The 13693-nt window shown below is 33.6% G+C and carries 16 protein-coding genes and 1 riboswitch; of the genes, 10 read left to right on the top strand and 6 right to left on the bottom strand.

What is annotated here, in order from left to right; all coding sequences use genetic code 11:
- Positions 1–44: 44 nt before the first annotated feature.
- Entirely contained in the window at positions 45–1427 is a 1383-nt protein-coding gene (locus tag C1N55_RS15565; RefSeq protein WP_137729659.1) for a MocR-like pyridoxine biosynthesis transcription factor PdxR, read from the bottom strand.
- A 161-nt stretch (positions 1428–1588) separates the two neighbouring features.
- Between C1N55_RS15565 and C1N55_RS15560 the strand changes: the two genes are divergently transcribed.
- Complete coding sequence (locus C1N55_RS15560; RefSeq protein WP_137729658.1) at positions 1589–2206, top strand: FMN-binding negative transcriptional regulator; 618 nt, start codon at positions 1589–1591, stop codon at positions 2204–2206.
- Positions 2207–2331: 125 nt separating this feature from the next.
- Here the strand turns inward: C1N55_RS15560 and C1N55_RS20905 are convergent, their stop codons facing one another.
- The 3 genes from C1N55_RS20905 to C1N55_RS15550 form a co-directional block, all read right to left on the bottom strand.
- Complete coding sequence (locus tag C1N55_RS20905; RefSeq protein WP_255502551.1) at positions 2332–2466, bottom strand: hypothetical protein; 135 nt, start codon at positions 2464–2466, stop codon at positions 2332–2334.
- Positions 2467–2883: 417 nt separating this feature from the next.
- A complete protein-coding gene (locus C1N55_RS15555; protein WP_137729657.1) occupies positions 2884–3417 on the bottom strand; it encodes a GNAT family N-acetyltransferase in 534 nt (177 codons plus the stop codon).
- A gap of 647 nt (positions 3418–4064) precedes the next feature.
- Positions 4065–4484 carry a MarR family winged helix-turn-helix transcriptional regulator gene (locus C1N55_RS15550; RefSeq protein ID WP_137729656.1) on the bottom strand — a complete coding sequence of 140 codons (420 nt, stop codon included), beginning with the start codon at positions 4482–4484 and terminating at the stop codon, positions 4065–4067.
- 100 nt (positions 4485–4584) lie between these two features.
- Here C1N55_RS15550 and C1N55_RS20590 point away from each other — a divergent pair, with 100 nt between their 5' ends.
- From C1N55_RS20590 to C1N55_RS15520, 8 genes are all read left to right on the top strand, one after another.
- A complete protein-coding gene (locus C1N55_RS20590; RefSeq protein WP_168193877.1) occupies positions 4585–4731 on the top strand; it encodes a hypothetical protein in 147 nt (48 codons plus the stop codon).
- A 66-nt stretch (positions 4732–4797) separates the two neighbouring features.
- On the top strand, positions 4798–5601 hold the full coding sequence (locus C1N55_RS15545) for an enoyl-CoA hydratase (RefSeq protein WP_137729655.1): 804 nt from the start codon (positions 4798–4800) through the stop codon (positions 5599–5601).
- A 351-nt stretch (positions 5602–5952) separates the two neighbouring features.
- On the top strand, positions 5953–7071 hold the full coding sequence (locus C1N55_RS15540; RefSeq protein ID WP_137729654.1) for an enoyl-CoA hydratase/isomerase family protein: 1119 nt from the start codon (positions 5953–5955) through the stop codon (positions 7069–7071).
- 310 nt (positions 7072–7381) lie between these two features.
- Positions 7382–8218, top strand: coding sequence for a DUF2268 domain-containing putative Zn-dependent protease (locus C1N55_RS15535; RefSeq protein ID WP_168193876.1), 837 nt, complete (start codon positions 7382–7384; stop codon positions 8216–8218).
- A 215-nt stretch (positions 8219–8433) separates the two neighbouring features.
- The gene (locus tag C1N55_RS15530) at positions 8434–8853 is read left to right on the top strand and encodes a DUF4304 domain-containing protein (RefSeq protein WP_137729652.1); all 420 of its coding nucleotides are present in this window, start codon (positions 8434–8436) and stop codon (positions 8851–8853) included.
- 24 nt (positions 8854–8877) lie between these two features.
- Positions 8878–9006, top strand: a complete 129-nt coding sequence (locus C1N55_RS20900) for a hypothetical protein (RefSeq protein WP_255502416.1) — start codon at positions 8878–8880, stop codon at positions 9004–9006.
- A gap of 344 nt (positions 9007–9350) precedes the next feature.
- Positions 9351–9578 carry a hypothetical protein gene (locus C1N55_RS15525; protein WP_137729651.1) on the top strand — a complete coding sequence of 76 codons (228 nt, stop codon included), beginning with the start codon at positions 9351–9353 and terminating at the stop codon, positions 9576–9578.
- Positions 9579–10153: 575 nt separating this feature from the next.
- Positions 10154–10540, top strand: a complete 387-nt coding sequence (locus tag C1N55_RS15520) for a DMT family transporter (protein ID WP_137729650.1) — start codon at positions 10154–10156, stop codon at positions 10538–10540.
- Positions 10541–10721: 181 nt separating this feature from the next.
- Here C1N55_RS15520 and C1N55_RS15515 read toward each other — a convergent pair whose 3' ends face one another.
- Positions 10722–11036, bottom strand: coding sequence for a DMT family transporter (locus C1N55_RS15515; RefSeq protein ID WP_137729649.1), 315 nt, complete (start codon positions 11034–11036; stop codon positions 10722–10724).
- Complete coding sequence (locus tag C1N55_RS15510) at positions 11036–11377, bottom strand: DMT family transporter (protein ID WP_137729648.1); 342 nt, start codon at positions 11375–11377, stop codon at positions 11036–11038. Before C1N55_RS15510 ends, C1N55_RS15515 begins: the two co-directional genes overlap by 1 nt.
- Positions 11378–11449: 72 nt before the next feature.
- Positions 11450–11548: riboswitch (guanidine-I (ykkC/yxkD leader) on the bottom strand.
- A gap of 577 nt (positions 11549–12125) precedes the next feature.
- On the opposite strand from C1N55_RS15510, the gene C1N55_RS15505 reads away from it, so the two are divergent.
- Entirely contained in the window at positions 12126–12950 is an 825-nt protein-coding gene (locus C1N55_RS15505) for a hypothetical protein (protein WP_137729647.1), read from the top strand.
- Positions 12951–13693 lie beyond the last annotated feature (743 nt).

The raw sequence follows: 13693 nt of genomic DNA, 5'->3' as shown, positions 1-13693 counted from the left end.
TAGTGAAACCGTAACTAGCTGTAGTTACGGTTTCACTAAAATACTTATAAAGACCACGCTTTCTTTAATAGCTCCACACCTAACCGAATTTCATCAAAAGTCAGATTACTAAATCCTAGTTTAATAATTGCTTCATCAGAGTGATTGTTTATAAAATATACAGAGGTAGGGTACACTTTAACACCATGTATGGAAGCACGATCGATTAACCATTGTTCTGAACGGTTTAGATGTACCTTAACTAGTATGTACAATCCTGATTGTTCCCCGATAATGATGATAGTTTCAGGGAATTCTTTTTTTAACTCTGAAACGATGCACTGCATTTTTCGCTTATATACAAGACGCATCCTTTTAATATGGCGATTCCATTCTCCCTCTTCCATAAATTTAGCCATTGTAAGTTGACTAATAAGTGAAGCGGTACTCTCAAAGCGAAGAAATCGATTCTTATAATGTGTTAAGAGTAACTGTGGTAGCACCATATAACTAAGACGGATTCCTGGCAAAAAGGACTTTGAGAAATTCCCTAGATATATGACTCTTGTTGAATCGATGGAAGCTAGTGCCGGAAATGGTTGTTGAGTATACCGAAATTCACTATCATAATCGTCTTCGATAATATACCCTTGTATCTTGTTAGCCCAATGAATAAGCATTTGTCTTTCTTTCACTGACATACTTACACCTAGTGGACTTTGATGGGATGGAGTTACATAAATTAACCGTGAATTCGTATCATTTAATTGTGAAAAATCAGTACAAGTTTCATTTACTGATAAGGTTTCAAGTGTAAATTGATGAAATGCAAACGCCTCTCTTGCACCGACATATCCTGGATCCTCCACAATTATGCTTTGAAAATCCTCTTTCATTATTTGACCAAGATGAGTCAACATTTGCTGGGTGCTACTACCAATAATAATTGCATTAGGGTCTGCCTTGACTCCACGAGATTGAAGTAAATAAGTAGCGATTTGTTCACGCAAACACATTTCGCCAAAGGGGTCTCCGTAAAGAAAAGTCTCCTGTAGGGTAAGGACTGAATTTGAAATTCTTCTCCAAACTTTTAACGGGAAGTTAGCTTGATCGACAGCTCCAGCTTTAAAATCAACAATAAAGTTTGTTATTGGTTCTGATTTCTGACGAGGAATAGAATATGTATCCTCTTGAACTAAATAAGGTTCTAAATCAATGACAAAATAGCCTCTTCTTCCTTCTCCACGAATATAGCCTTCTGCAACAAGTTGTTCATAAGCCATTAATGTTGTATTGCGACTAACTTGCAATGAGTCTGCAAGTTGACGAATGGAAGGTAATTGTTCATTAGCTAGAATGTCACCTTGTTCAATTAGTAATTTAAAACGCTCATAGATCTGTAAATATTTAGAAGGACCGTTCTCTAGCGTGAAAATGATATTTTTCATGTCCATCACCTCTGACATGTCTATTTTATTTATTTTGTACCTTCAAAAATGTCAATTACTAGTATACGATGTTAACAAATGAAATTCTAATAACAGTTAAATGAATTTAATTTAGCCAGGATGAATTAGTAAGAATTCATAATGAAAGGGGAAATATGTTTATGTTTATACCAAAATATTTTCAGGTGAAAAATATGGATAAAGTGATTGGATTTATGGAGGAGAACTCCTTTGCAACTGTTATCACAACCCAAAACGAAAAGCCAATTGCGACTCATCTACCATTACAGCTTCAAAAAATTGGGATGGAATATTTCCTCACTGGACATTTAGCATATGGGAATCCCCAATGGCGGACATTCGAAAGTTGTGAAAATGTTTTAGTTATATATCAAGGACCACATGCGTATATTTCATCTTCTTGGTATAAGCATGAAAATGTACCTACATGGAATTATCAGGCGGTACATGTATATGGGAAGGCAACCATTTTAGGGGCTAAGGAGTTAAAACAAGATCTAACTAAGCTGTTAGAAAAGTACGAGAACCATCGTGAAAATCCAATATTATGGAATAAATTATCCCCTCAACTATTAGAACGGCAACTAAAAGGTATAGTAGGTTTTAAAATTAAAGTGGAAGAAATTCAAGCTGCTTATAAGCTAAGTCAGAATCGAGACGAAGAGGATTATCAGAATATCATTAAAAAATTACAAGAAGAAGATAATATAAACTCTCAACAATTAGCCGAGGTCATGAAAAAAAACAATACAGAATAATAAATAAGGATTATATATTAGGTTTTATTCCAGAAAAGGGTGCAATTCTTGAGTAGAATTCTGCCCTTTTCAGCAATAGGGCCATTTTACAGAATAAGATTGGAAATTCAAATTGGATATTTATGTTAAAAGTGTAACTCTTCTAGACCCTCCACCGTATGTCCAATCTTCACACCGTTTTTATAGGGCATTTTTTTATCCAAGAACATTTGAACCTGACTTTCACCTTTAGCGACATCCAGACCAACAACTGGATCCATAAATTATCTCCTCCTAATGTAGTAATTGACCGGTAACCTCCATCTATCTTGTCATTCATATCTTCGCTTGTTATACGGGTTCACTATGTCCCAACCAGCCTAATCGTGTGTTAACAAGTAGAGGGCGAACAGTTTAATGAACGGGGTCAAGTCCCAAGGGCCAGAACGTTCTACCCTGGCTACTATCAATCTATAAATAGAATGAAAAATAGTCAATCAGATTTCTCTGACTGACCTTATAATACGAAGGGCCATATTCTTGAACAATGGACAGGATATTTCAATTAAAGCGAATATAGCCTTATTTGTGTGTAGCCGTTAATTTAAAAGAGGTTGTCCTGAAAAATGTTGAAAAACAATTTTAGGAACAACCTCTGTTATTATTTTAACTTTAAAGTCCGGTCAATTAATCCAATTTTATTCTGAAAAGGCGTTGGAATAATGAACGACACCTTGCACATTTTCAAGGGAATTCTCAGTTAATTCTAGGGCCATAAATACTTCATCGGGTACATCAAATGGAGCTTGTATATTCCATAAACTAGCTTGTTTGAAGCCGAATTTTGGATAATAGTTTTTATGACCTAAAACAATAACTGAATGATAACCAATTTCTTTTGCTTTTTTTAATGCAGCATGAATTAATTGACTTCCAATTCCTTTTTTCTGATGCTCGGGTATAACAGATACTGGGGCAAGAGCCAAAGAATCCACGGTTTTATCATCATTTACAATTGTAATTTTAGATAAAAGAATGTGACCAACAATTTCATTGTCTTGATCTATTGCGAGCAATGAAAGTTCAGGAATAAATGAATCCGATTTTCTAATCCGACTTACAAGTAGATGCTCTTTCTTGTCGCTATATTCTTCGTTTAAAAAGGCCTTTTTAACAACCTTTTCAGTTGTGTTATATTCTTTAGTAAGTTCTTTTCTGATTAAGATATCCATTTATAGTCTCCTATTCTTTAATTAATTGGACCAAGGCTTTTTTAATTCTATAAATGGCACTTTCTTAATAACTATGCGCATTAAGAAAGTTTACTTAACCAGCTCTAAGCATAAGTTTAACAAACAAAAACCTCCAATTTAGTATGCAATTATTTTAAGGAGTTATGTTGTCGATGTCAAATATCGGTTAAATTATTCATTCTATTATTCCAACGGCCTTTATTCAATTTTCAGTTTTCCGTTAAAGGGCGTTAATATAATAAAAAGGAGAAAACATATTAAACATATCCAATATGTTTTCTCCTTTATTTTTATAGATTTTTAGAATTTAGGTCTTGATAAATTTTTCTGGCTAACCTTATATTACGATCGGGCGCAATTCTTGAATAGAGTTTCGCTTTTAAGCAATAGGGCCATTTAATTGAATAACACCCTTAAGAAATGTACTAGAAATATTGTGTTAAGTTAGTTTAAAAGAGGGAGTGCTTCAAATGAATTAATTTCCAGTGCGATAACCCCCATCAACAAATTATGACGAGGGTTACTAGAATTTTTTTCTTAAAACAGAATAGTTAGAGATAGCAGTAATTTTAATCTGCTTCAAAGTATTATTCGATCCATAGGTTAAGAGAAAAAAGGTTATATGATTAATAATCAGACTTTATTATTACTTCTAATGCTTTTTTCAACACTTCTATATCGCTATCTGCCAAGTTTTGAAAAACCTTATTATTCAACTTAATTGTTGCAGCTTCAACTTCATTCCTAATTTCTTTAGATTTTTGAGTAGCCATCACTAAAACATTTCTACGATTTTTTGGATCAATCGAACGCTCTATTAATCCAGCTTTTTGCATTTTATCTAATATCCCTGAGACAGTAGGGGCTTCTAAATAAACCATTTCTCCAATTTGTTTAGGGGATAGTTGTCCTTCTTTCCACAAACAATTCAATACACCATATTGTGCCGGTGTTACTCCATAGTCCTCTAAAAGCTTGCTGAAAAATTTAAAAACTTTATTCTGACTAGCACTTAGTAAAAAGTTAATGCAATCTTTTAATTCCATAAATATCTCCTCCATATTGACATTACCTATAATATCATGTTAGTTTTTGTTATGAAACATTTTTGTTGCAAAAATGTTTTGTATCAAAATGAGTCGGTCGATGGATACATTCAAAGCAATTATTGTAAAAGAAATTGTCGAGTTTGAAATCAATCCATTAAGTGTCTGCACAAAAGGACAAGGAGTAATAGCACTTGCTGTCCTTGCACCAGTCAAACGAACCAATTCCATTAATCTGGTACACTAATTGGCTGATCGTGTTAAGACTTAAGAACGCCTCTATATAACAATAAATATGAAATGAGGAGAAAAAATGGAGACTACAATTGTAAAAAAATTCAAAAACATTAATCTGAAAGTGGAAAATCGTGTAGCTTATATTGCCATTAATAATCCACCGGCAAACGCGATGAGTTCGCAAACCGTCAGCGGCTTATCAGCAAGTATTGATTATGTGGCAAGTGAACCGGAAGTAAAAGTAATCGTTATTACAGGAGAAGGGAAATTTTTTGTGGCGGGTGCTGACATTAAGGAATTTGTACCAGCGTTTGATAGTGAAGAGAAAGGAAAAGCACTTTCTGTAGATGCACAAGCTGTCTTAAATAAAATTGAACAACTTAAAAAGCCGGTCATTGCAGCGATTAATGGGGCTTGCTTGGGCGGCGGTTTAGAGCTTGCTATGAGTTGTCACATGCGTATTGCTGCAGATGAAGCCAAGCTTGGACAACCTGAACTGAACTTAGGATTAATTCCGGGATTTGGAGGTACACAGCGTTTGGCACGTCTTACAAATAAGTCGAAGGCTCTCGAAATAATTCTGACTGGTCAATTTATTGGTGGGAAAGAAGCAGAATATATTGGTTTAGTAAACAAATCGGTACCTCTTGCTGAGTTAATGGATGAAGCAAAACAGCTTGCTGAAGCTATTGCTCTTAATAAAAGTCAACCATCTGTTGCAGCAACTATTGAGGCTGTAAATAAAGGCTTGGAAACAACGCTAGATGAAGGTTTGGAAATTGAGGCAGATCTTTGGGCACAGTTGTTTACAACTGAGGATATGAAAGAAGGAGTCAACGCTTTTATTGAAAAGCGGAAGGCTGAATTTAAAGACAAATAATGAATAGGTGTGCGGTGTCATGCGAGGCTGACTCCACATATCAGCAAAACTTAGGGTGGATTTCATGAATGATAAGGTATACGAGCTTTTAATGCCAAATGCCGTACTATATAGGAGTGGAGCGCTTCGAGAAGTTGGTAGCAAAAAAAGCTTGGTAAAAAAACACTTATTATTTGAATATTGTTCACCAATGGCTTTCTTCACATTTTCAGTCTAATGCAAATGGAAAAGAAGGTGTCACGTTTTATACAAGAAAGAAAATGGTAATAGAACATTATTAATTTAGTACAGGAGAGTGCTATTTTAATAGAATAGAGCTCTCCTGTAAAAAATCAGTCAAGGCGGTGATAGATGTTGGTTACTCAAGAAAGTGTGGTCACAGAAGCTCAAAATGGTGTTGGCTGGATTAAGCTGAATCGGCCTCATGCATTAAATTCATTAAATGTTGAAATGGTAGCCGCTATTTATAAACAGTTAAAAGATTGGAAGCAAGACAGCCGAATTGCGTTAATATGCATTTACGGAGAAGGAGAAAAAGGTTTATGCGCAGGCGGGGATATGCGTACACTATATGATTTAAAAGAAAACGGTGTTGAAGCATATGCCGAACAGTTTTTCTCAACCGAGTATCCGATGAATTATGAGATTCATCGTTATCCAAAGCCTGTTGTTGTCTATATGAACGGTATCGTTATGGGCGGTGGTGTCGGTCTTTCAATTGGTGCCTCTCACAGGATTGTGACGGAAACAACCAAGTGGGCAATGCCTGAAATGAACATCGGGTTTTTCCCTGATGTCGGGGCAAGTTATTTTTTAAATCAAATGCCTGGCTATATTGGACGTTATCTTGCTCTAACAGCGAATATTGTAAAAGCGTCTGATGTGTTGTATACCGGTGTAGCAGATTGCTACTTAGAAAGCAAGAATTGGCCGAAATTAAGGCAAGCAATGATGGAAAAAATATGGTCACTTGATTCGGCGGAGCAAGAAATCAACCAGCTATTAAAGCAATATAGTCTATCTTCTTCACCCCCTTCTTCATTATTGTCATCCGAGCAAGAGAAGATTGATCAACACTTTCAATTTGAAACAATAGAAGACATCGTTTCGTCGCTTAATACGACGGCAGAGAAAGGTGATAAATGGGCAGAGAAAACAGTGAATACACTCCTCTCTAAGTCACCAACTTCACTTAAAGTGACACTTCACCAACTTCAAGAAGGAAAAGATAAGCAACTTTATGATTGCTTTGAAATGGAAATGAACGTAGCGATGAATTTTATGAAATGCCATGATTTCTATGAGGGAGTTCGTTCCGTTCTTGTTGATAAAGACCGTGCTCCGAAATGGAATCCTGCCGTACTTGAAGATGTGTCGGAAGAACATATTGCTTCGTTTTTCCACTATTCATGGAATAATGAACAGAACCCATTGACAACTCTGACTGGAAACAAAAAATACAGTTGTTAAACGGAGTAATGCTCTCGTTTTATCAAAAATTTTCAAAACCGCTTCCCAAAATAGGAAGGGACAATACTTTGTTGATTAGAGAATGACTATATGTGTACAAGATTTGATAAATAACTTAGTTATTCCATTAAAGGGCTCTTTCCTTGAATAAGGAGAGGGTCTTTCTTCATGAATAGGGTCAGATTGTGGAGTAATACCTTAAAAAAATCTGGATATTCATGTTAAAATTTAGGTGAAATTGTGAAGAAATATACTTAAACTAACGAGGCAGTTTAGTTTAATAAGAGATTTTTTACTAGGGGGTTATTCTTTGAACAATATTGAACTTATAAATTTAATTCCTAAATTCTTAGATTTTTATGAGAGAGCAAACCTTGAATGGTTAGACGATGAAGAACGATGGAAGTTATGGAAAGAGAATTACAATTTTGCCGCCGTACCTCCAGGTGAAGAAGGACAAAAGATTGCTAAATCCTTATTCTACGGGGCTTGGGAAAAATATAAAAAGAACATAAACTACATTGAAAATTGGAAAGGAAACCTAACAAGAGTTGAAAATTGTTTAAAAGAAGTAAAGTCTTTATTAGGTTATGATAAGCCAATTAACTTAGTTTTAATTTATTTTGTAGGTGGATTTGAAAATAACGCCTTTGTAGCTCCATATGATCAAGAACGATTAGCTCTTTGTATCCCAATTGAATGTGGAGACTCCGATATAACACTTTCTCACGAACTTACTCACGTTGTTCATTCTAAGACTGCTAACTTAACACCAAACTGGGAGAGAACGATTGCTTCAACAATTTTGCAAGAAGGATTGGCAACACAAGTAAGTAAGTTTATAGTCCCTGGTAAACCAGATGAAAAGTATATAGAACATAAGCAAGGATGGTTCAATTCTTGTAAATTGGTGAGGGCAGAGATTATAAAAGGAATTGTCCCATATTTTGATGATTCTTCTTCTGAAGTTATTACAAAATTTACATTTGGCACTGGAACTACTAATCACGACAGGGAAGTATACTTTGTTGGCTGGGAGATAGTAACAGCTTTATTAGAACAAGGAGTCACATTTAAGGAGATTGCAAGTGTCCAAGAAGAAAAAATCCCAAATTATTTACGTGAATGTTATTCTCTATTGAACTAACGAGGGCTTTAGTTGAATTACAATCTTCAACAAAAGGTCAACCAGAAAAATCTGGCTAACTTATATTACGATCGGGCGCAATTCTTGATAAGGAATCGTGCATAGAGCCAGATTGTGGAGGAACGCATAGAAAAGAAAAATCACATTTATAATAAATGTCATAAGGATAAAATAATAATGTTATTTAAATATTAAAACTCAACTAGGAGTAGAAAATGGCATCGAATGAAAGGGAAATGATGAATAATGCTTTAAAAAAAGTTGCAGTACCTTTTCTAAGAGAACAAGGGTTTAAAGGAACATTACCTCACTTTAGAAGAAAAAATGAAACAAATATAGATTTAATTACTTTTCAATTTGACAGATGGGGTGGATCATTTGTAGTTGAGTTAGCAACATGTTCAGTTGAAGGAGTAACAACATATTGGGGAGAGCAAATCTTACCTAATAAAGTTACTGCACATGATGTAAATGAACGATTTAGGTTAGGGGCTAAATCAAAAGATGAAGATGGTATATGGTTTAGTTTTGAGAAGGAAAAATCTGAAGAAGAATTTGAGAAAGTGGCTTTCACTGTTGTAGATTTATTAAAAATTAAAGATCGTTCATGGATTACCAATTTCATAATCGAATGAGTTATTGAATATAGGAGTAAATTGATGTGTACAATTAATCAACTAATAGAAATATTTAAGCAATTTGAAAATGGAGATTTTAACTTGTATGAACTACAAAGTAGGTTAAATACATTCTCGATGCGTGACCATAATTCAGCTGAAATAGATTAATTGTTAATTAAACTGGATAATGAAATAGAAAAAACTTATCTTTACTCAATTAGAAAGTATTCATCGTCATTATGGTTTGCAAGCTATTCAAGTTTTTTAAAGAAAACTAATGAATTTGATAGTCATTGTATATTCAATATTATGGGAAGAAGAATTAAATAGAGGTCTCCAACTATCGGACGCTTTTCTGAATAAAGAAAGCGTCTTTGAAAGGGTGCGTTAACTGAATAGAAAGGCTGCTTTTTCTTTTTTAAAATAATCTGTGTAGATTAGTTGAAAATAGTGAATAAAGAGAAATATAAAGTTAACTCTATATAAAAGTATGATAAACGAGGAGACTATTCATGAAGCCATATGAAATAAAAAATATGATCATTGATGTTGAATTAGATGGTGAAGAATTCGTGACTATTGATTTTACTTACCAAAATAAAGATTATAGCATTACATTTAAAAAAGCAGACCTTGAAATAATTAATACATGGTTATTTAAAGATGGTACGTCTCTTCCAGCAAATTTATCTGATAATATTATTGGATTAATAAGAGAAGATGTTAAAAAGAGAATCTAGTCACAAGTACTAGTTCAATTTTTTATGGTTAGTTAAGAAAAGTTTTGATTAATGATATAGAATCTTCTCTAAAATTGGTGATCAATGTTGGAAATGGGATAGTCTTTTTTTGATAAACGGGTAGTTTTTCTAGAGAAAGTATATTTTTTAGGGAACAAAATAATATTTATCGATCTTCCACAATCGAGTGCTTTCCTTGAACAAGGATAAGTGCTCGTTTTTCATTTTAGTGCCATTTAATTAAATAACACTATAAAGAAAATTGGATATGTATGTTAGAGCTAAAATAAATTTTTGAAGTTTTGTACATAAAGTAACGAGAAGTAAAGTGGAAGAAGGATTTACATTTTTATCTACGATTAAAGAAGTTCAAATAGGTGTATAGAATTAGCTCTGCATTATTGAAAAAATATAAATGTTTCTTCTTCCCACAAAACTATATTGATTTTTGCGCACAGATTTAAATAAATTAAAGTCTTATAAGTAAATAAATTTTTTTGTAAACTAACAATTAAATATAGGCCTAACCCATATTTTAAGTGAGATTATCATATAGAAACAGGAGGACAAGTATTATGTCATATTTATATTTATTACTAGCAATTGTAGGTGAACTCATTGGTTCATCTATGATTAAAGCGTCTGAAGGATTTACAAAAATATACCCCACTATTAGTTTGATTATTGCTTTTGTAGGTTCCTTTTTCTTTTTATCACTAGCAATGAAAACTATTCCATTAAATACAGCCTATGCACTTTGGTCTGGTATAGGGATTATTGCTACCACTATAATTTCGGTTTTAATATGGAAAGAAAAAATAAACATCGCCAGTGTTTCCGGAATTGTCTTAATTCTTATAGGGGTAATATTATTAAATCTTTTTGGACCTGGTCATGGTGAATCAATTAGTGAAAATGAAAACGCAAACCTAGTAACAGTAATTGATAATGAAACTGAATAAGTTAAGAAAGGGAAAATTAGATACATTTCACTTAAACTAACGGATGATTTAGATTAACAATTTCATAGTAAAAAGATGTTCCACAATCTGGCGCAATTCTTCATATTGTTGGACAAAGATAAAGAAGATAATCTGTATAAATTATTAGATTATCTTCTTTATACTACAATCCATCACTCATTTATGAGACAAGTTTTAAACCTACTGCAGCACCTAATACCATTCCGATAAAAATAAGTCTTCTCCAGTCTTTTGATTCACCATAAAATATCATGCCTAAAATTGCTCCGCCAGAAGCACCAATCCCAGTCCAGATAGCATAAGCTGTACCCATAGGAAGTGTTTCCATTGAATAAGCAAGAAATATAAAACTTGCCCCGAATCCAAGAACTAAAAGAACTATTGATTGCCAATTGCGGTCTTTGTGTAATTTATTGATCATGGCAACACCAAACATTTCACACAGACCTGCGAGAATTAAAGAAATCCAAGCCATTAGGATTCATCACCTTCCTGAAATTTGTCTTTTGTTACTAATTTCAAGCCAATTACTCCTGCTAATAACAGCAATATTAATAGTATTTTTTCTACTTTAAATGGTTCACCAAAGAATAGGATTTCTGAAAAGACAGTACCAGCTGTACCTAACCCAACAAAAATCGCATATACAGTTCCTACAGGAAGTTTACGGCCGGCCATTATCATTAAATAAAAGCTAACGAATATAGCAATGATAGTTCCAGTCCATGTCCAAAAGTCATACGCATGTTTTAAACCAATAACCCAAAAAACTTCAAAGAAAGCAGCCACAATTACTTTAATCCAGTCTATATTCATCTAAAGACACCTCCAAATATATTCTTGCCAAAAAAAAACGATAAAAGCCTGAGAGACAACTGTAAAAACAGTTTCTCCCAGGCTTTTATCCTTCCGTGACACAGCAAAGCTGTGAGTTTTCTCTCGGACCAGACCAACATTGACTGCTGCGGAACCCTAGAAAACATTCAACTTATGCAATTACCTTGTATTATACACAGCTTTAAATCTAAGTCAAGGTTTGAATTATACAAAGATTCATCTTGCTGAACTAAATCAGCTAATAAAGGTATCGAAGTTAATCCATAATTTGGGGCAATTCCAGATTGTTGAGGAAGGAATTGAGATTGTAAAGTATTACATATACACTAATGGGGAATTATTCTTTACCTGTTGGTGGAATTGAAGAGAATGAAAGTTATCGAGCCTGCCTACAAAGAAAAAATGTTAGAAGAAATACAAGAACCTATTAAAGATGTCCATTTTATTAAGTGTATTGATATAGATATTGTACAAAGACTTCTTGTCTACAAACATCCATGTTGGTCTATAGATGAAGTTAAAACAAACAGATTAAAACGATTTTTGTTCATATACATGAAAAGAAAGTAGCTAGCGATGAATTCTAAATATCGCTGGCTTTTTTCGCTAGTCCTTCATTTATTGCCCTTTAAATAATTACAGGAAATGATGAATACATCCAAACTATTTTAGGAAAGCTTTCTGTAGGCTAAAGTTTTTCAAAATATAATGAAATTGAGTGAGATAAATGCGAACTGTTATTACGGTCATTCTTTTAATAATTACCTTGTTCAGTCACTGTTCCAATGTTTTAGCAAAAGATGAAAATGTGGGCATTCAGATTGAAATGCTCCCTTGGGAAAAAGTTAATGGGATTTTGCCAAAATACAGTAAGTTTACAGTATTGGATGTGGAAACAGGGAAAATGTTTAAGGTGCAGAGACGTGCAGGAAACCGCCATGCGGACGTTCAGCCCTTGACTTCAAAGGATACGAAAATAATGAATGAGATATATGGCGGCAAATGGAGCTGGAAACGAAGAGCTATTATTGTCATTCATGGTGATCAATGGATTGCGGCTTCAATGCATGGGATGCCACATGGTGCTGGTGCATTAGAAAATGATTTTCCTGGTCATTTTTGCATCCATTTTTATGGAAGTAAAACCCACAGCACAAACTCAATGGACTTATCACATGAACTAATGATTTTAAAAGCAGCAGGCAAACTTGAAGAGTATGTTACCAGCACAGACCCGTATGAACTAATTAATGCCTTTGTAGCTGGATTTAAGCAGCAGGATTCGCGGATAATCTCAAACATTTCCCTTCAGCAAATTGACTGGAAAGAGCATATTCAATCGATTGAAAATATAAATTTGAAACAGATCTCTATGTTACCTGTCGAAGACCTAGTAAATAATATAAGTCTTCAAGTGCCAGTTGAAATCGAATGGGTAAATAGTAATTCGGAAAGAAAATACTTTGAAGGGGATATTTATCTATTCCGTTTTTCCCCCGCAGATGCATGGAAAATCGATAGTATCCGGTTTTTAAAAGATAGTCGTATATAAAGGAATTTAAAATTAAAAATACTTTTTGGAGCAAGCACTCTGGATAAGGATGATTTTTCAAAGATACTTGTTTGAATAGAAAATACTCTGAAGGTCATCCCCAGATTTATCTTACTACGAAGTTATTGAGCAGTAGCTTATTCCAGAATCTGGTTCTTTCTTTGAATAAGCAAAGGTCTTTCTTCAAGAATAGTGCCATTTAATGGAATAAAGGATGTTGATGCAGCTTTTTGAAAATTTTGATTAAACATGTTCTAAATGAATATGGTCTATTTAAATTCCTTTTCCACTAAAGCTACCCTTCGTACAATAAGTGAATCGAACCTGCCACAATTGTCAAAGGGACAATTCTTACAGATAATTATATGATAAAATGTCTTAACGTAGGTTTTGTGTAAAATGTTGGTAGAATGCTACAAAACAAGAAGCTATAAATCATAAACTTTCCTTATTTAGTTGTAATCTATTTTTATTTCACAAACCTTATATTACGATCTGGCGCAATTCTGCAGTATGAATTGTGCTTTTCTTCATGAAAAGAGAAATTAATGGGATAAGACTCTTAAACAACACAATAATTAGTTATGTTATATTGGTGTATTAGAAGAATTCACATACAAAATTCAAAATTAGAAAAGTGAATTTAAGTTAAACTTGGTTCATATTTTCGAGAAAGAAAAGGAAATAATAAAAAATGGTTAGGGCACATTAATCTAGCTGAATGTTAACTTTTATTTAGGAGT

It is taken from the genome of Lysinibacillus sp. SGAir0095, assembly GCF_005491425.1.
Classification (GTDB): Bacteria; Bacillota; Bacilli; order Bacillales_A; family Planococcaceae; genus Ureibacillus.
The sequence above is the reverse complement of the archived record's forward strand: the minus strand, read 5'-3'. Positions and strand labels throughout refer to the sequence as shown.

Excerpts from the sequence above, each read along its gene's own strand:
- C1N55_RS15565 (WP_137729659.1), bottom strand. The coding sequence starts at position 1,427 with ATGAAAAATATCATTTTCACGCTAGAGAACGGTCCTTCTAAATATTTA.
- C1N55_RS15560 (WP_137729658.1), top strand. The coding sequence starts at position 1,589 with ATGTTTATACCAAAATATTTTCAGGTGAAAAATATGGATAAAGTGATT.
- C1N55_RS20905 (WP_255502551.1), bottom strand. The coding sequence starts at position 2,466 with ATGGATCCAGTTGTTGGTCTGGATGTCGCTAAAGGTGAAAGTCAGGTT.
- C1N55_RS15555 (WP_137729657.1), bottom strand. The coding sequence starts at position 3,417 with ATGGATATCTTAATCAGAAAAGAACTTACTAAAGAATATAACACAACT.
- C1N55_RS15550 (WP_137729656.1), bottom strand. The coding sequence starts at position 4,484 with ATGGAATTAAAAGATTGCATTAACTTTTTACTAAGTGCTAGTCAGAAT.
- C1N55_RS20590 (WP_168193877.1), top strand. The coding sequence starts at position 4,585 with ATGGATACATTCAAAGCAATTATTGTAAAAGAAATTGTCGAGTTTGAA.
- C1N55_RS15545 (WP_137729655.1), top strand. The coding sequence starts at position 4,798 with ATGGAGACTACAATTGTAAAAAAATTCAAAAACATTAATCTGAAAGTG.
- C1N55_RS15540 (WP_137729654.1), top strand. The coding sequence starts at position 5,953 with ATGTTGGTTACTCAAGAAAGTGTGGTCACAGAAGCTCAAAATGGTGTT.
- C1N55_RS15530 (WP_137729652.1), top strand. The coding sequence starts at position 8,434 with ATGGCATCGAATGAAAGGGAAATGATGAATAATGCTTTAAAAAAAGTT.
- C1N55_RS20900 (WP_255502416.1), top strand. The coding sequence starts at position 8,878 with ATGTGTACAATTAATCAACTAATAGAAATATTTAAGCAATTTGAAAAT.
- C1N55_RS15525 (WP_137729651.1), top strand. The coding sequence starts at position 9,351 with ATGAAGCCATATGAAATAAAAAATATGATCATTGATGTTGAATTAGAT.
- C1N55_RS15520 (WP_137729650.1), top strand. The coding sequence starts at position 10,154 with ATGTCATATTTATATTTATTACTAGCAATTGTAGGTGAACTCATTGGT.
- C1N55_RS15515 (WP_137729649.1), bottom strand. The coding sequence starts at position 11,036 with ATGGCTTGGATTTCTTTAATTCTCGCAGGTCTGTGTGAAATGTTTGGT.
- C1N55_RS15510 (WP_137729648.1), bottom strand. The coding sequence starts at position 11,377 with ATGAATATAGACTGGATTAAAGTAATTGTGGCTGCTTTCTTTGAAGTT.
- C1N55_RS15505 (WP_137729647.1), top strand. The coding sequence starts at position 12,126 with ATGCGAACTGTTATTACGGTCATTCTTTTAATAATTACCTTGTTCAGT.